Origin of the sequence: Pacificimonas flava (genome assembly GCF_000342165.1) — a bacterium.
Classification (GTDB): domain Bacteria; phylum Pseudomonadota; class Alphaproteobacteria; order Sphingomonadales; family Sphingomonadaceae; genus Pacificimonas; species Pacificimonas flava.
The window spans coordinates 351,263-367,781 of sequence record NZ_AMRV01000002.1; the positions used below are offsets into that span (position 1 = coordinate 351,263).

The 16,519-nt window shown below is 64.7% G+C and carries 15 protein-coding genes; 3 read left to right on the forward strand and 12 right to left on the reverse strand.

The annotated features are described in order from the left end of the window. Positions 1–13 precede the first annotated feature (13 nt). From mltG to C725_RS04390, 3 genes are all read right to left on the reverse strand, one after another. Positions 14–988 carry an endolytic transglycosylase MltG gene (mltG, locus tag C725_RS04380; RefSeq protein ID WP_008600407.1) on the reverse strand — a complete coding sequence of 325 codons (975 nt, stop codon included), beginning with the start codon at positions 986–988 and terminating at the stop codon, positions 14–16. A gap of 41 nt (positions 989–1,029) precedes the next feature. Continuing rightward, positions 1,030–2,286, reverse strand: a complete 1,257-nt coding sequence (fabF, locus tag C725_RS04385; RefSeq protein ID WP_008600408.1) for a beta-ketoacyl-ACP synthase II — start codon at positions 2,284–2,286, stop codon at positions 1,030–1,032. Positions 2,287–2,408: 122 nt separating this feature from the next. Further along, positions 2,409–2,651 (reverse strand): acyl carrier protein, encoded by a 243-nt coding sequence (locus C725_RS04390; protein WP_008600411.1) that lies wholly within the window; start codon positions 2,649–2,651, stop codon positions 2,409–2,411. Between the two features lie 137 nt (positions 2,652–2,788). Here C725_RS04390 and budC point away from each other — a divergent pair, with 137 nt between their 5' ends. Continuing rightward, positions 2,789–3,565, forward strand: a complete 777-nt coding sequence (budC, locus tag C725_RS04395; RefSeq protein ID WP_008600412.1) for a meso-2,3-butanediol dehydrogenase — start codon at positions 2,789–2,791, stop codon at positions 3,563–3,565. On the opposite strand, the gene C725_RS04400 is transcribed toward budC, so the two are convergent. Then, a complete protein-coding gene (locus C725_RS04400) occupies positions 3,566–4,288 on the reverse strand; it encodes a TetR/AcrR family transcriptional regulator (protein ID WP_008600413.1) in 723 nt (240 codons plus the stop codon). It lies immediately after the preceding gene. A 123-nt stretch (positions 4,289–4,411) separates the two neighbouring features. Between C725_RS04400 and C725_RS04405 the strand changes: the two genes are divergently transcribed. After that, positions 4,412–6,793, forward strand: coding sequence for a TonB-dependent receptor (locus tag C725_RS04405; RefSeq protein ID WP_008600416.1), 2,382 nt, complete (start codon positions 4,412–4,414; stop codon positions 6,791–6,793). A gap of 48 nt (positions 6,794–6,841) precedes the next feature. Here C725_RS04405 and C725_RS04410 read toward each other — a convergent pair whose 3' ends face one another. Then, positions 6,842–8,248 carry a cryptochrome/photolyase family protein gene (locus C725_RS04410; protein WP_008600417.1) on the reverse strand — a complete coding sequence of 469 codons (1,407 nt, stop codon included), beginning with the start codon at positions 8,246–8,248 and terminating at the stop codon, positions 6,842–6,844. A gap of 47 nt (positions 8,249–8,295) precedes the next feature. Here C725_RS04410 and C725_RS04415 point away from each other — a divergent pair, with 47 nt between their 5' ends. Next, on the forward strand, positions 8,296–9,165 hold the full coding sequence (locus C725_RS04415; protein WP_038281457.1) for a D-amino-acid transaminase: 870 nt from the start codon (positions 8,296–8,298) through the stop codon (positions 9,163–9,165). On the opposite strand, the gene C725_RS04420 is transcribed toward C725_RS04415, so the two are convergent. The 7 genes from C725_RS04420 to C725_RS04450 form a co-directional block, all read right to left on the reverse strand. Beyond that, on the reverse strand, positions 9,162–9,677 hold the full coding sequence (locus tag C725_RS04420; protein ID WP_008600419.1) for a hypothetical protein: 516 nt from the start codon (positions 9,675–9,677) through the stop codon (positions 9,162–9,164). The genes C725_RS04415 and C725_RS04420 overlap by 4 nt on opposite strands. Beyond that, positions 9,677–10,222 carry a hypothetical protein gene (locus C725_RS04425; RefSeq protein ID WP_008600420.1) on the reverse strand — a complete coding sequence of 182 codons (546 nt, stop codon included), beginning with the start codon at positions 10,220–10,222 and terminating at the stop codon, positions 9,677–9,679. The genes C725_RS04420 and C725_RS04425 overlap by 1 nt, the downstream gene beginning before the upstream one ends. Next, a complete protein-coding gene (locus C725_RS04430; RefSeq protein ID WP_243442700.1) occupies positions 10,219–10,749 on the reverse strand; it encodes a sigma-70 family RNA polymerase sigma factor in 531 nt (176 codons plus the stop codon). Before C725_RS04430 ends, C725_RS04425 begins: the two co-directional genes overlap by 4 nt. 57 nt (positions 10,750–10,806) lie before the next feature. After that, the gene (locus C725_RS04435; protein WP_008600422.1) at positions 10,807–12,453 is read right to left on the reverse strand and encodes a CHASE domain-containing protein; all 1,647 of its coding nucleotides are present in this window, start codon (positions 12,451–12,453) and stop codon (positions 10,807–10,809) included. Positions 12,454–12,519: 66 nt separating this feature from the next. Continuing rightward, a complete protein-coding gene (locus C725_RS04440; RefSeq protein ID WP_008600423.1) occupies positions 12,520–13,557 on the reverse strand; it encodes a 2-oxoacid:ferredoxin oxidoreductase subunit beta in 1,038 nt (345 codons plus the stop codon). A 46-nt stretch (positions 13,558–13,603) separates the two neighbouring features. Beyond that, the gene (locus tag C725_RS04445) at positions 13,604–15,460 is read right to left on the reverse strand and encodes a 2-oxoacid:acceptor oxidoreductase subunit alpha (protein WP_008600424.1); all 1,857 of its coding nucleotides are present in this window, start codon (positions 15,458–15,460) and stop codon (positions 13,604–13,606) included. 29 nt (positions 15,461–15,489) lie between these two features. Then, complete coding sequence (locus C725_RS04450) at positions 15,490–16,467, reverse strand: histone deacetylase family protein (RefSeq protein ID WP_038281459.1); 978 nt, start codon at positions 16,465–16,467, stop codon at positions 15,490–15,492. Positions 16,468–16,519: the final 52 nt, after the last annotated feature.

The window sequence follows — 16,519 nt, forward strand, 5'->3', positions numbered from 1 at the left end:
CTGGCGGCGCGGCCTATTCCATTTCCCCGCGTTCGCGCCGGATGTCGTACCATTTGGCGACATTCCGGTTATGCTCGGCGAGCGTTTCCGCAAAGACATGCCCGCCCGTTCCGTCGGCCACGAAATAAAGCGCGTCTGTTTCCGCCGGATGCAAAACCGCCTCGATGGCCGCGCGGCCCGGATTGGCGATCGGCCCCTTCGGCAGGCCCACCATCGCATAGGTGTTGTAGTCGTTGACCGCAGCAATCTCGGAGCGGCGGATGCGCCGGCCGAGCGGCTTTCCCTTCGTGATCGGATAGATGATCGTCGGATCGGCCTGCAGCATGATCCCCTGACGCAGGCGGTTGGCGTAGACGCCGGCGATCATGGGCCGCTCCTCGGGCGTCGCGGTTTCCTTCTCGACGACAGAGGCCAGGACCACGGCCTCCTCGGGCGTCGAAACGGGCGTGTCCGGGCTGCGGTCCGGCCAAAGCTCGGCCAGCGTCTCGTCCATGGCCTGCTGCATACGCTCCAGCAGCGCCTGCCGGCTTTCGCCGCGTTCGTAATTATAGGTGGCGGGCAGGACCGACCCCTCCGCAGGCGCCTCGATCGTGCCGGTCAGGAAGGGCGCGGCCATGATCGATTCGGCGACCAGCACGGACGGGAGCCCCTCCGGCACGGTCACGCGCCGCTGCACCGGCTCCGCATGCTGCAGGATATCCAGCGCCTCCGCCTTGCTTGTTCCAGCCGGAAAGCGGAACTCCCCGGCGCGGATGTGATCGTCGCTACCGAACAGGCGGGCATAAATGCGAAAGCGGTCGACGTCGTCGATGACGCCCGCCCGCTCCAGCTCGTAGGCGGCCTGATCCTGCGTCGCGCCGCGCGAAATGACGACGTTCGACGCCTCGGTCAGCGGCCCGTCCGCGCGCCAGTCGCTCTGTGCGTAGGCGAACCCCACGACGGCGGCGATGCCGGCAAGGATCAGGAGGACGAAGGCGGCGCGCAGCATTACCGCTGCTTAGCTGCGAATGCCGCGCGCCGCCATGCCGCTTAGACCTTCTTCAGAACCAGCGACGCGTTCGTACCGCCAAATCCGAAGCTGTTGTTCAGGCAGGCGCGAATCTCCCGCTCCTTGGGCACGTTCGGGACGAGGTCGACGCCCTTGCAGCCCTCCGACGGATTGTCGAGATTGATGGTCGGCGGCGCAACCTGATCGCGCATCGCCAGCAGGCAGAAGATCGCCTCCACCGCGCCCGCGCCGCCCAAAAGATGCCCAATGGCGCTCTTCGTCGAGGACATGGAGGTGGTGTCGAGCGCGCTGCCGAACAGGCGGCGGACCGCGTTCAGCTCGATCTCGTCGCCCAGCGGCGTGGAGGTGCCGTGCGCGTTGATGTAATCGATGTCGGCAGGGTCCACGCCGGCACGCGCCAGCGCATTCTTCATGGACCGGAAGCCGCCGGAGCCGTCCTCGTGCGGGGCAGTGACGTGATAGGCATCGCCGGTCAGGCCGTAGCCGACGACTTCGCCATAGATCGTCGCGCCACGCTTCTTGGCGCGCTCATACTCCTCCAGAACGACGATCCCCGCGCCCTCGCCCATGACGAACCCGTCGCGGCCGATATCGTACGGACGGCTCGCTCTTTCCGGCTCGTCATTGCGGGTCGACAGCGCCTTCGCCTGAGAGAAGCCGGCGATGCCCAGCGGGCAGATCGCGCTTTCCGCGCCGCCGGCGACCATGATGTCGGCATCGTCCAGCATGATCATGCGCGCTGCGTCCCCGATCGAGTGCGCGCCCGTCGAACAGGCCGTCACGACCGCGTGGTTCGGACCCTGCAGGCCATATTTGATGGAAACCTGGCCGGACACGAGGTTGATCAGCCGCCCATGCACGAAGTGCGGGCTGACCCGGCGGGGTCCGCGTTCGTGCAGGACGATGGATTCCTTCTCGATACCGGGCAGGCCGCCGATGCCCGACCCGATGGAGCAGCCGGCGCGCAGCCTTTCCTCATCGGACAAATCGGTCAGGCCGGCATCTTCCATGGCCTGGCCGGCCGCATCGATCCCGAACTGGATGAACAGGTCGACCTGGCGCTGGATCTTGTGATCCACGCGCTTCGACAGGTCGAGCGCCATGTCCGACCCGTCCATCTTCACCTCGCAGGCGATCTGGCAGACCTGATCGGCCGGATCGAAGCGCGTAATGCGCCCCGCGCCGGATTTGGAGGCCAGGATGTTCTTCCAGCTGGTCTCGACGTCGGCGCCAAGCGGCGTCACGAGGCCAAGTCCGGTTACAACGACACGGCGCATTGTTCAGGTCTCCCCACAGGCGCAAAGGCAGGTATTCGACAGGAAAGCGGCGGCCCCTCCCGTCCGGAAGGACCGCCGCCTGGAACCGGATATCCGGGAAGTCTGGACTGATGGAGTCAGTCTCAGGCGTCGCCCTTGTGTTCCTTGATATAGTTGATCGCATCGCGGACGGTCAGGATCTTCTCGGCGGCGTCGTCCGGGATCTCGACCCCGAATTCCTCCTCGAATGCCATGACCAGCTCGACCGTGTCGAGGCTGTCCGCACCCAGATCGTCGATGAAGCTGGCCTCTTCGGTCACCTTCTCGGGCTCCACGCCCAGATGTTCGACAACGATCTTCTTAACGCGTTCGGCGACGTCGCTCATATGTACGGTCCCTATAAAGAGGTTTGTGTTCGTTTGGATAAGCGCCCTATCGGCACGCCTGCGCGCTGGCAAGAGGACCCAAGCGTGCAGGCGCTCGTTGACGGCTCGAATGCAAACCCGACCAGGAGAACCCATCCATGCGCGATTTCAGCGGCAAAAGCGTCATTGTGACGGGATCGTCAAGCGGCATTGGAGCGGCGATCGCCCGCCGCTTCGCAGCCTCCGGCGCGAATGTCGTCCTGAACAGCCGCAGCCGGAACGATCTGGAGTCGGTTGCGGCCGATCTTGACGCGGACCGCACCCTTATCTGCGCGGGGGATGTGTCCGATCCCGTCTTCGCAGCGAACTTGATCGATACAGCCGCCGATCATTTCGGCGGACTCGATTGCCTGGTCTGTAACGCCGGCGTTGCCGTTAACGGTCCCGTTACGGAACTGGAGGATGCGGACATCGACAAGCTGCTCGACATCAACGTCAAGGCGCTGATCTATCTGGCCCGCGCGGCGGTCCCGCACCTGGAAAAGAGCGGCGGCAGCATCGTCAACACGTCCAGCGTATCGGGCCTTGGCGGCGACTGGGGCATGGCGCTCTATGCCGCCTCGAAGGGAGCGGTTTCCAACCTGACGCGCGCCCTCGCGCTGGAACTCGGCGTGAAGGGCGTCCGTGTTAACGCCGTCGCGCCGACGACCACGCGCAGCGACATGAGCGAAGGCATATTCGACAATGACAAGCTGCTGGCCCGCTTTCGCGATCGCATCGCGCTGAGGCGCCCCGGCGAACCGGAGGATATTGCCGGCCCCGTCCTGTTCCTCGCATCGGAGGATGCCGGCTTCGTCACAGGTGTCGTGTTACCCGTCGATGGCGGTCTCAGCGCATCCAACGGCCAGCCGAACATGATGGCGATCGGCGACTAGCTAGTCCGCCTCGCGGGGGTCCTTGCGGGCGGCGATGCCGTTGGCCAGAAGATCGCTTGCCATGTCGGCAATCTCTTCGGCGCCCATCTCGTCCGACCAGACGGCATAGCGCAGGCCGAGAAATACGTTCATACCCATGATCGCCCAGGCCTGAAGCTCCCCGATGCCGGGTTTCAGGTCCCCGGTCGCGGCACCGGCGCGCAGCCGTTCGGCAATGCGCCCCGCCGTCGTCTCGTAATGAGCGCGGTAGGCAGCGGCATCGACGAATTCCGCCTCGTCGATGATCCGGTAAACCTCCTTATGCTCGCGAACGAAGCGCAGGAACGCCGACAGCGCAGCCTGCTCCCGCGCGACACCGCCCTCCACCCCGGCCAATGAGGAGCGCGCCTGTCCGGCCACCGCCGCGCTCATGTCGTTCACAACGGCCCGGAAGATCGAATCCTTCGATTCGAAATAGGTATAGAAGCTGCCGAGCGCGGTACCGGCCCTGCGCGTGATGGAGGTGATCGACGCCCCTTGAAATCCCTGCTCCCCGAACTCGGTCTTCGCGGCATCGAGAAGTGCGCGCCGGGTGCGTTCGCCCCGCGCGGTCCTAGGACGGCGGGCGGGCTCCGTCGCGGCGGGGTTCCTGCCCGTCTCCCGCTCCGCAGCGGAAACCGATTCGGCTGCCGTTTTGTTCGTTTTCCCGTCGCCGGCCGTCCCCGGACGCCCCGTTCTGGCCATGTCGTTCCCCTGATCGCTGGCCGGACCCTAAACAAAGTTGAAAGCTGGTTCAACTTTCAGTACTGATAAGCGCATCAAGCGTCCGGAAGCGGCGCGGATGACATGCGAAGGGGGGATCGTTTCATGCTTAAACTCCGTCACGAACTGGCGCTCGGCGCCGCGGCGTTGGCCTTGGCCGCCCCTGCGGCCGCGCAGTCCGCCCAGCCCGATCCGGCCCGTCCGACGAATCAGGAAATCCTCGCCGACAGCCAGCAACCGCGCGAGGAGGCGAATGACGCTTCCGCTCCGCAGGACATCATCGTCGTCACAGCGCGCCGCCGCGCGGAACGCCTGCTCGACGTGCCGATTTCCGTCACCTCCCTCAGCGGTCAGCAGTTGCAGGATCAGGGCGTGCAGGACCTGACGGAACTCAGCCAGACGGTTCCCAACGTGACGCTGGAAGTGTCGCGCGGCACGAATACGACGCTGACCGCCTTCATCCGCGGCGTCGGCCAGCAGGATCCGGTCGCCGGCTTCGAACAAGGCGTCGGCGTCTATGTCGACGATGTCTATCTGAACCGGCCGCAGGCTGCCGTCCTCGACGTTTATGACGTGGAGCGGATCGAGGTGCTGCGCGGGCCGCAGGGCACGCTTTACGGCCGCAACACCATCGGCGGGGCTATCAAATATGTGACGCGGCGGCTGCCCACTGACATGGAGTTCAAGGCCCGCGGCACCTATGGCAGCTATGATCAGGCCGATCTCGTCCTGACCGGGTCCGTGCCCCTGACGGACACGATCAGGCTGGGCGCATCGGGCGCACGGCTCAGCCGCGGCGGTTTCGGCGACAATCTGGTTCAGGACGGCGTCGAGAATTACAACAAGGATCTGTGGGCCGCCCGCGCCACGCTGGAGGCGGAGGCTGGCGACGCCATCTTCATCCGCCTGTCCGGCGATTATGTGAAGGACAATAGCGATCCGCGTCAGGGCCACAGGCTGATTCCCGGCCTGGTATCGGGCGCGCCCGTTCTGGACGATGAGTTCGACACCCGCGCCGGGCTTTCCAACATTCAGCAGGAGGTGGAGGCCTATGGCGGCGCGCTGACGGTGGAGGCTGATGTGTCGAGCGCGCTGAAGCTGCGCAACATCCTCGCCTACCGAGAAGATAGCTCGACGACGCCGATCGATTTCGACTCGCTGCCGGCTGCCGATGTCGACGTGCCCGCCATCTACAACAACGACCAGTTTTCCGAGGAATTCCAGCTTCTTTACGATGACGGCACGCTCGCCGGCCTGATCGGGGCCTATTATTTGCGTGCAAACGCCCTCACAATTTTCGATACGCTGCTCGATACGACCGGGCAGATCATCGGTGTTCCCGGTCTGAACGCGCAGACCTTCGGCGATGTCGATACCGAAACCGTCGCGATCTTCGGCGACTTCACCTACGATTTGACCGAACGGCTCAGCCTGTCCGTCGGCGGCCGCTACACTTGGGACACGCGCGAATCAGTGGTACGCCGACAGTCGCTGGCGGGCGGATTTTCGGATTATTTCGGCGGAAATGGCGTCCCATTCGCCGTCACCTCCGATTTCACCGGCAAGGAGACGTTCAAGGAGTTCACGCCGCGCGTGTCGCTCAGCTACCAGCCGAACGAGAACCACAATTTCTACGCCACCTATTCGAAGGGCTTCAAGGGCGGCGGCTTCGACCCGCGCGGTCAGACCACACTTGCCCCGGATCTCGACGGCGACGGCACGGTGTCGGACGAGGAGGTGTTCGACTTCATCCGCTTCGCACCCGAAAAGGTGGACAGCTACGAGCTGGGCTGGAAGGCCTCGCTGCTCGACAACCGCCTCAGCTTCAATCTCGCCGGTTTTTATGCCGACTATACGGACGTGCAGATTCCCGGCTCCGTCGGCGCGGACACCAACGGCGACGGCATCAACGATACGTTCGCCGGCGTGACCACCAATGCCGGCGCCGCCACCATCAAGGGCATCGAGCTGGAAAGCACGATTCGCGCAGGCCGGGACTTCGCCGGCGACGGCTCCACCTTCGATGTCGGCCTCAGCTTCGGTTACATCGATGCGGAGTACGACCAGTTCATCGATGCGTTCGGCAATGATGTCGCGGATCAGCGCGTCTTCCAGAACACGCCCGACTACACGGCCAGCGTTCGCGGCGATCTGGGCGTTCCCGTCGGCGGCGGCATGCTGATGCTGGGATCGCAGGCGGCGCTGCGCAGCGACACCAGCCAGTTCGAGCAGCCGAACCGCTTCCTCGATCAGGATGGTTATGTTCTCATCGACGCCAATATCAGCTGGATCTCGCCGGACGAGATGTTCCGGATCGGCGTCTACGGCAAGAACCTGACGGATGAGCGCTATCTGGTGTCGGGCTATAACTTCGTGAACGCGCCCTATGGCGGCCCGATCACATCGACCCTGGGGCAGGAGGGGACGCTGACAGGATTTTACGGCGATCCGCGCCGCGTTTTCGTGACTGGCGAAATTCGCTTCTGACGGATCAGTCCTGGCGGCCGGTGGGCGGGGCGGCCCGGCAGGCCGCCGTCAGCTCTTGGCCTTTCGATAGGCACCGAGCGCCCGCTCACGCGCGGCGCGGTGCTCGACGATCGGTTCCGGATAGGTATCGCCCAGCGTCACGCCTGCCGCCTCCAGCGCCCCCTCATCCGCTTCCCACGGCACGTGGATGGCACCGTCGGGCAGATCTTTCAGCTCCGGCACCCATTCGCGAATATAGTCCGCTGCGTCCCATTTGGGGGACTGGGTTTTCGGGTTCATCATCCGGTAAAAGGGATGCGAATCAATTCCCGAACCCGCACTCCACTGCCAGTTCTGCGAATTGTTGCCATAGTCGGCATCGACGAGCGTATCCCAGAACCAGCGCTCGCCCTCTCGCCAGTCGATCAGCAGGTGCTTGATCAGGAATTGCGCGGCGATCATGCGCACGCGGTTGTGCATCCAGCCGGTCGCCCAAAGCTCCCGCATGCCCGCATCGACGATCGGATAGCCTGTCCGGCCACGCTGCCACGCCCTCAGCGCCTCGCGGCCCTCCCCCTCCCGGTGGTCGGTCCATTCCATGTTCCTGAAGTGATCCCGGCCGGACGTGTCGCCATAGTCCGGGAACATGTCGATGACCTGGGTCGAGAAGTCGCGCCAGGCCAGCTCCGAAAGGAACGGTTCGACCGTCTGCCACTGGCGGTTCTTCGAAACGATATGCCAGACATCCGCAGGCGAGATTTCGCCCATGTGCAGATGCGGGCTCAGGCGGCTGGTCAGTTCCCGGGAGGGGAGATTGCGCCCCTCGTTATAATCCTCCACCTCGTCGGCAAAATTATGCGCGCGCGACCGGGCACCGTGCTCGCCCGGGGTCCAGAAGTCGAATCCGCCGGCCCAATCGGGATCTTTCGGCAGCAGATTCCAATCGTCAAGTTCATCGAAACCGGGCCACTCGTCCGGTGCCTGCATGGTCCGGGGCCGCCTCACCGGTTCCGGCGGCGGCATGATGCCCTGCAAGGAGCGCCAGAACGGCGTGTAGATCTTGTAGGGATCGCCGGATTTCGTTGTGACGGAGCCGGGCGGCGCCAGCAGCCGGCCGGGATGCAGGCAAAGCTCCAGCCGATTGCTCAGCTTCTCCTCCTGCGCCTTCCACCAGGGTTCGTAATGCTGCACCGCATGTACGCGCTCGATGCCAAGCTTGTCGGCAAGTGCGCCGATCTTCACGGACGCCTCCCCCTTCAGAAGAATGAGGCGAAGCCCCTTTTCCCGCAGACTTTCGGAAAGGCTCTTCAAGCTGTGATGCAGCCACCAACGCTGTGCACCGCCCATCTTCCACTTGCCGGGAGACGTATCGTCGAGAACGTAGACCGGCACGACCGGTCCGTCCTCCGCCGCGGCTCGTACCGCTGCCTGGTCGGATAGCCGCAAATCCTCACGAAACCAGATGATCGTCGTCATGTTTTCCCCTATTCGTCGCCGATTCAACACAGCGCCGGAGGAATGGGTTGCCCCGTCTAGCCTATGTAAATGGTCGCATGCTGCCCGCCAGCCGCGCCGCGATTTCCATCGACGACCGCGCATTCCTGTTTTCGGACGGGGTGTACGAAGTCGCGTCGATCTTCGGCGGACATCTGTTCGATTGGTCGCTGCATCTGGAACGCCTGTCGCGCAGCCTCGGCACGCTCGCAATCCCCGCGCCCATGTCCGATGCGGCCCTGACCGTTTCGGCAAGGCGGCTGATCGCGGCGAATCGCGTGTCCGATGGCATGCTCTACCTGCAGGTGACGCGCGGCGCCGCGCGGCGGGAGCATGCCTTTCCGGTCGGCGCGAAGGCTGGTCTTGTGATGACGGTCCGGCCCTTTGATTATCGTGGGCGGCCTGTGCAGCAGCGGTCCGGCGTCGCCGCGATCAGCGCCGGCGACGAACGCTGGGCCCGGCGGGATGTGAAATCGGTCTCGCTGCTCCCGAACGTGCTGGCGAAGCAGGCAGCCAAGGAAGCGGGCGCCTATGAGGCAATTCTGATCGACCGCGACGGTACGGTGACGGAGGGGGCTTCGACAACGGTCTGGATGGTGGGCGCGGATGGAGCGGCGACCACCCGGCCCCTGTCGAACGCGGTTCTGCCGGGATCGAAGCGGCGCCGGCTTCTGGAACTGTTCGGGCAATCCGGACTGCCAGTTCGGGAAGCGACCTTCACGCTCGACGATCTGCGCGCCGCGAAGGAGATTTTCCTCACCTCGACATCCTCCCCGGTCATGCCGGTGGTGACGCTTGACGGCGCGCCCGTGGGCGAGGCCCGGCCCGGCCCGGTCGCCTTGCGCGCCTGCGACCTGATGTGGGCAGAGATCGAGCGCCAGACCGGCTGGCGCGCCTAACGGTCTTCAGACACCTGCTGGCTGGCACCGCGCCGCTGCTGCGCGCGGATCTGCGCCATGCGCTGCGCCTGGTATTCCATCAGCTGGTCGAGCTTTTCCATGCGGTCCCGTGCACGCGACATTTCCATGCGGATGCGCGCCTCCCGCATCTTCACGGCCGCGGCGAAGGCCTGACGGTCGCCGGCCGACAAACCCTTGTACGCATCCAGCATGCGCGCATGAGCGCGGGCATGCTCCTGCATCACCAGACGGCGCTCCTCCTTCTGCGCATCTGCAATTGCATCGGCATCCAGTTCTTCGGCGGAAAGCAGATCCAGAACCTTGGCGCGGGCCTTCATGATCGCAGCGTTCAGCGCTGGTTGTTCCTCCCGCGCCATGGCAGCCGCAAGCCGTGCCCGTCCCTCAGACGACAGGCCGCCGAACGGTGTTTGCGACGCCGCAGGGACCGCCGTGCCGAGCGCAAGCGCGGCGCCGACGAGAAATTTCGGAAATGTCTGTCGAGCGGCAAGCATCAGTAGATCAGCTCCTCGTCCGGCCGTGTCGTGAAGACGTGGCTGGTCATCAACAAGTCATCGGGCGGCGCGTCGAAGCTGGGAAACGTCTCGTCCAGCGGCGGCGCGGTCGCCGGTCCAAAATCGCTCGCGGCAAGTTGCGTTCCGGAATTTCCGGACGCCACGGGCATCGCCGCTTCGCCCGCAGACGGTGCGACCAGACCGGTTTCCGGCAGGGCGGACGCGAATTGCTGCGGCTCGCCAATGCCAGGGGACAGGGCAACGACTTCGCCGGACGGCGAAGCCGATTCGGGAACAGTGCCCGGCGTCAGGACGAGGACTCCGGCAAGCGCTGCGGCGACACTGCCGCCGAACACCGCGGCCGGAAACCAGCGCCGCTGGCTCGCCGGCGTTATCCGCGCCTCCGCCAGCGCTGCATCGGCTGCCGCCAAAGCGGCGCCAGGCGGAACGGCCACGTCCCGGTTCGAAGCCCATTCGCGCAGCAGCACGTCGATCATGTCCTGATCGTTTGCCGCCCGTCCGGTCTCACCCTTGCCGCCGATCATGCCTCTAACTCCTCTTTCAGCGGCTCCAGCCGCTTTGCGAGGTCCGCCCGCGCCCTTGCCAGGAGGCCCTCTACCGCCTTCGGCGTCGTTTCCAGCGCCTCGGCAATCTCGTTCATCGTCGCGCCGTCGCCGTAGAACAGCGTGATCGCCGCCCGCTGGCGTGTCGGCAACTCCATGACGGCCGCGCCGATACGCGCATCGCGCATCATGCCGGCCGTTTCCGCTTCCGGCCCGGGGGCTTCCGATTCGAGGTCGTAGGCCTCGTCGATCGGATCCACCGGCTTCAACGCCCGCTTGCGATCGATGCAGGCGTTGATGACGATCCGCCGAAACCAGGTTTCGACCTTCGCCTTTTCCGGGTCGAACCGCGCTGCGGTCCGCCACAGTTTCACGAGCGCAGTCTGCACTGCGTCCTCTGCCTCCGCCCGGTTCCCCAGCACCTTCATCGCCGTGCCGAGCGCCGGAGCGTAGAGCACCTGCGTCAGCGCACGAAAGGCTTCGTCGTCACCGGCAGCGACGTCCGACATGAGCACCGACGGCTCGGTTGGTGAGGGCGCCCTCATCACCTGCAGCATCGCATGGATTTACGCAGCGGGCACGGGGTTTCCCCCGCTCGCGTCCGGCAGTTCGGTATTCAGGTGCAGCGGAAAGCACATGCGCACGGAAAACCCCTGATCGTAGCTTCGCTCAAGCGTGCCGCGCAGTTCCGCGCGCACGCTCATGTCGATGAGGCGGGTTCCGAAACCCCTGCGCGCCGGCGGCGCGGCGATTGCCGTCTTGCCCTCCACCCAGTCCAGGCACAGCCGGGGTTCGGTATCCTCCTCGATGCGCCATGATACATAAAAACCCTCGGCATGGTTGCCGTATTTCAGCGTGTTGGTAGCCAGTTCATGAAAGATCAGGCCCAGCGCCTGCGTCGCCTTCTCGTTGATAACGACATCCGGCCCGTCGACGAGAAGGTCCGCCCCGCCCGTACCGAACACCTGCTCCAGCTCGCGAAGCAACAATTTTCGCAGCGGCGCGCCCTGCATGTTCGCCCGCGTCAGCGTATCCTGCGCCGCCGCCATCGCCTGCAGCCGGGCGGAAAAGGACTGTTCGAACGTCGCCAGGTCCGGCGAACTTCGTACGGTCTGGTCTGCGATGGCGACGATGCGGGCGATGGAATTCTTCACCCTGTGGCTCATTTCGCGCAGCAGGAAATCCTTCTCCTCGGCGCGGCGCGCGCTCAGGCTGGCAAGTTCGCGGTTCTGTGCCGCCGAGCGCATCAGCGACCATGTCAGAAGCCACAGCGCGAACGCCAGGATCAGCGTCAGCGTGACCACGGCCGAGGCGTAAAGTCCCGCCTTCGACCGCGTCGCGAATGGCGTCTGCTCCAGCGTCAGGCGCCAGCGTCGGCCGGCCACGTCGATAACCGTCTGAGTGCGAAAGCCGGACCGCTGCGTGCGAAGCGTGCTCTCATAGAGCGGGATGCTCGGCGCGACGACATCGACGGCGGTGACGCGGACGGGGGCATCGGCCGCATCGCCGAGCGCGGCGGAAAACAGGTCTCCGGCGCGGAAGGGCGCATAGACGAAGCCAAGCGCCTCCCCGCTCGGATCGAGAGAAAAGGGCGTTCCCGTTCCTTGGTACACCGGCAGATAGATCAGAAAGCCCGTCTGCTTTCGGGAGGTGATTTCCTGCACCAGTTCGACCGGCCCGCTGGCCTGCGGCGCACCGCTCGCCAGCGCATCGAGAATGGCGGCGCGGCGAACGGGCTGGCTCATCATGTCATAGCCGAGGGCGGCGTTGTTGCGCTCGTCGTTCGGCTCGAGCAGCGTGATGACGGTGCGCCGGTCCGCATCCGTTGCGGGCCAAACCGTGCGCCGGATGCCATAGTGCGCGGCAAGGTCTGCCTCGATCCTGCTTTCGCCGACCTGCGTTGCCGGGATCAGCCGGGCAAATCCGATACCCTGAATCCCCTTATAGACATCTTCCGTATCCAGCGCGGCAACGAAGGCGCGGAATTCGGCGCGCGTGATCTCGTCATCTGTGCTGGTGAACAACCCGCGTGCGGCCGCCAGCAGCGTCAGATGCTCCTTCATGCGCAGATCGATGCGGTCGGACACCTCGCTTGCCTGCATTTGAAAGCGGGAGCGGGCGGCGTCCTCTTCGGCGTGATACAGAAACCACGCGGCGACAAAGCCGGCCACGGCCACGAAAATGGCGATGATCGTCGGGGCGAGGCGCGGCACGGTCGCGGGAATGGGTCAGGCAAATCCCTTCGGCCCGGAAACTGGGGTTTCCGTAACCGTCCGGGATCAGACCTCTCGAAGCTTTTTCTGGTTCACTTCCCACGTCTGGCCTTTTTTGATCAGCGCCTCAAGGTCTACGACCTTGCCCTTCGACGCCTCGACATTCTGCGTGCGCACGTCCTGCTCGAAACTGGGCGCCGGATTTTCGTAGATGACGCCAAGCGCGACGGGAAAATCGGGCACGCGCATCGCAATCAGAAGCCCGGCCATGACCTTGTTCCGTTCATCATGCACCCGAACGCCGGCCGCCTGCCAGTCGCCGTCCTTCACATCGACGACCTTCAGCGCCAACGTTTCGGTATCGAGCGCGATGCCCTTCTCGCCGTTCGCGAACAGCATCGGCTCGCCGTGCTGCAGCCAGATCTGCGTATGGGCGCTTTCCTTCTTGTCCGTGAACGCCCCGAACACATCGTCATTGTAGACGATGCAGTTCTGATAAAGCTCGACGAAACTTGCGCCCTTGTGCGCGTGCGCGCGTTTCAGAATGTCCGGCATCTGCTTTTGCGCGGTGTCGATGCAGCGCGCCAGGAAACGGGCGCCCGAGCCAAGGGCGAAGGCGCAGGGTTCCGCCGGAGCGTCGACCGAGCCATAGGGCGTCGATGGGCTGCGCGTGCCGACGCGGCTGGTAGGCGAATATTGGCCCTTGGTCAGCCCGTAAATCTCGTTGTTGAACAGGAGAACCTGGCAATCGAGATTGCGGCGCAGAAGGTGCATCATGTGATTGCCGCCGATCGACAGACCGTCGCCGTCACCCGTGACGATCCACACGTCGAGGTCGGGATTGGCCAGCTTCACCCCCGTCGCGATCGCCGGCGCGCGGCCGTGGATCGTGTGAAACCCATAGGTTTCCATATAATAGGGGAAGCGGGAGGAGCAGCCGATACCGGAGATGAAGACGGTGTTTTCCGGCGTCGCGCCCATCTCGGCCATGGTCCGCTGGACGCCCTTCAGGATCGCATAGTCGCCGCAACCGGGGCACCAGCGCACCTCCTGATCCGTCGCGAAATCCGCCGCCTTCAGCTTGGTGGGGGTCATATCGTTCATAATCGTGTTCCCTGAACGCGTGATCCGGCCAAACCGGAACGCGCGATTAAGAAAGGGCCTCCTCGATAGCGTTCCCGATCTCGGCGATCTTGAAGGGCTGGCCGGACACCTTGTTGAGGGGCTTCGCATCGACGAGGAACTGGTCGCGCAGTACGGTTTTCAGCTGCCCGGTATTCATTTCAGGCACCAGAATCCTGTCGAAGTCCTTCAGCAGCGGCCCCAGGTTCTTCGGCATCGGCCACAGATGGCGGATGTGGACCTGTGCGACCTTCGCGCCGCCCCGCCGCGCCCGCTTCACCGCCTGATGGATGGGGCCATAGGTGGAGCCCCAGCCGACCACGACCAGATCGTCATCCGGTCCGCCAAGCTCGAAACCCTGATCCGGAATCGTGTCCGCCACGCCGTTTATCTTGGCCTGGCGAATGTCCGTCATCTTCTGGTGATTGGCCGGCGCATAATCGATATTGCCGGTATCGGCGTTCTTCTCAATGCCGCCGATACGGTGCATCAGGCCGGGGGTTCCGGGCTTGATCCAGACGCGGGCGAGTTTCTCGTCGCGCTTGTACGGGCTGACCGCCTCGCCCGCATAATGGGTCGCCGGTCGCCGCTCGTAGCTTTCGATGGCGGGCACGCGCCACGGTTCGGCGGCATTGCCGATATAGCCGTCGGTCAGCAGCATGACGGGGGTCATATATTCGACCGCAATCCGGCACGCCTCGATGGCACAATCGAAGGCATCGACGGGCGAGCGCGCGGCGATGACGGGCATCGGCGCATCGCCGTTGCGGCCGTAAAGCGCCTGATAAAGATCGGACTGCTCGGTCTTCGTCGGCAGGCCGGTGGAAGGGCCACCGCGCTGCGAATTGACGATGACGAGCGGCAGTTCGGTCATCACGGCAAGGCCCATCGCCTCGCCCTTCAGCGCGATGCCCGGACCCGACGAGGAGGTGACACCCAGCTGGCCGGCATAGGACGCGCCGATGGAGGCGCAGATCGCGGCGATCTCGTCCTCCGCCTGGAACGTCGTCACGCCGAATTCCTTCAGCCGCGACAGGGTGTGGAGAAGCGGCGAGGCCGGCGTGATGGGATAAGACCCGAAGAACAGCGGCAGGTCCACAAGGCTTGCGCCCGCAACGAGGCCCAGCGACAGCGCCTCGCCGCCGGTCACCGTGCGGTAAAGGCCCGGCTCCACCTCCGCCGCACCGACATGATAGCGGCCGAGGCCCTGCGCGATCTCCGCCGTTTCGCCGTAAGCGTGGCCGGCGTTCAGCGCCGCCTCGTTGGCGAGTGCGATGTCCAGATTTTTCGCGAATTTTGAATGCAGCCAGTCGCGGATCGGCTGCCGGTCGCGGTCGAACATCCAGAGGACGAGGCCCAGCGTCCACATGTTCTTGGAGCGCAGCGCCTCCTTGTTGCCCAGGCCGAATTCCTTGACGCTCTCCAGCGTCTGCGCGCTGATGTCGAAGGCCACGAGCTGGTAATCCTTCAACTCGTCCGTCTCCAGCGGGTTCTCCTCATAGCCCGCCTTCTTCAGGTTACGGGGGCCGAACTCGCCCGTATCCGCGATGATCAGACCGCCGGGTTTCAGCGCGGACAGGTTCGTCTTCAGCGCCGCCGGATTCATGGCGATCAGAATGTCGGGCGCATCGCCCGCGGTCTCGATCGCCTCGGAGCCGAAATTGATCTGAAAGGCGCTGACGCCGAAGGTCGTACCCTGCGGCGCGCGAATTTCCGCCGGAAAGTCGGGAAAGGTCGCCAGGTCGCTGCCGGCAAGCGCGGTCGACTGGGTGAACTGACCGCCGGTCAGCTGCATCCCGTCTCCGGAATCGCCCGCAAAGCGCACGGTCACCGCCTCCCGCTCGCTTGCCGCTGCCGTCTGGTCCTTGAGTTTCGTCGCCATCATTTCACTTCTTGCATGTCTTCCGTGCAAACCTAGGAGCCTGCGGTGCCGGCGGCAAAGAAACTTTTGCTGCCGTCCCGAATAGTTTCGCTGCCTGGGTAAGCATCAACCGCGATCCCGGCCAGTGTCATGACGGAGCGTGCATGTCGCCGCGCCAGCTCCATGCGTCCGCTATCTGCGGCATAGCCGCCGCCAAGAACGCTTGCCAGCGGGACGCCGGCGGCCGCGCACAGGTCGCGAACATAGACATCGCGCGCAATGAGGCCCGGATCGCTGAGCGCCAGACGGCCCAGCCTGTCCCCCTCATAAGGATCGACACCCGCCTGATAAAGAACGAGGTCCGGCGCGAACTCCTGAAATGCCGGTGCCAGCGTGCGGTCGAGCATGTCGAGATAGCCGGTGTCCCCCAGACCGTCCGGCAGCGGAACGTCGAGCGTGGAGCGCGCCTTGCGAACGGGAAAATTCCGCTCCGCATGCGCCGAGTAGGTGAAGATTTCCGGTCGTCCCGCCAGCATCACCGCCGTGCCGTCGCCCTGATGCACATCCAAATCGATGATCATGATGCGTCCCGCGAGCCCCTCCGCGATCAGCCGGTTCGCCGCCACGGCAAGATCATTGAAGACGCAGTAACCCGCGCCTGTTGCCGGCAGCGCATGATGGCTCCCCCCGGCGCCGTTCGCCGCGAAGCCGCCGGCGAGCGCAATCTTCGCGGCCAGATAGGTGCCGCCGGTCGAAAGAGAGGATCGCCGCGCCACACGCTCCGTCACCGGAAACCCGATGCGCCGCTGAACATCTCTGGAGACCGTCTGCGTCAGCACGGCTTCAACATAGTCCGGCTCGTGCACGGCGGCGATCCAGACGGGCGGCATGGGCAAAGGCTCCACCACCTCATAATCCGCGCCATAATCATCCAGCGCGGTTAGCAGCAGCGCGTACTTGTTCATCGGGAAGGAACTGCCCGCCGGCAGCGGCGCGACATAATCGGGATGATGAACGAGCGCGAAGGGCATGACGGACAAGAGATAGGCGTTCCCCCATCCGTCGGGGAGGGGTCGTCGCGGC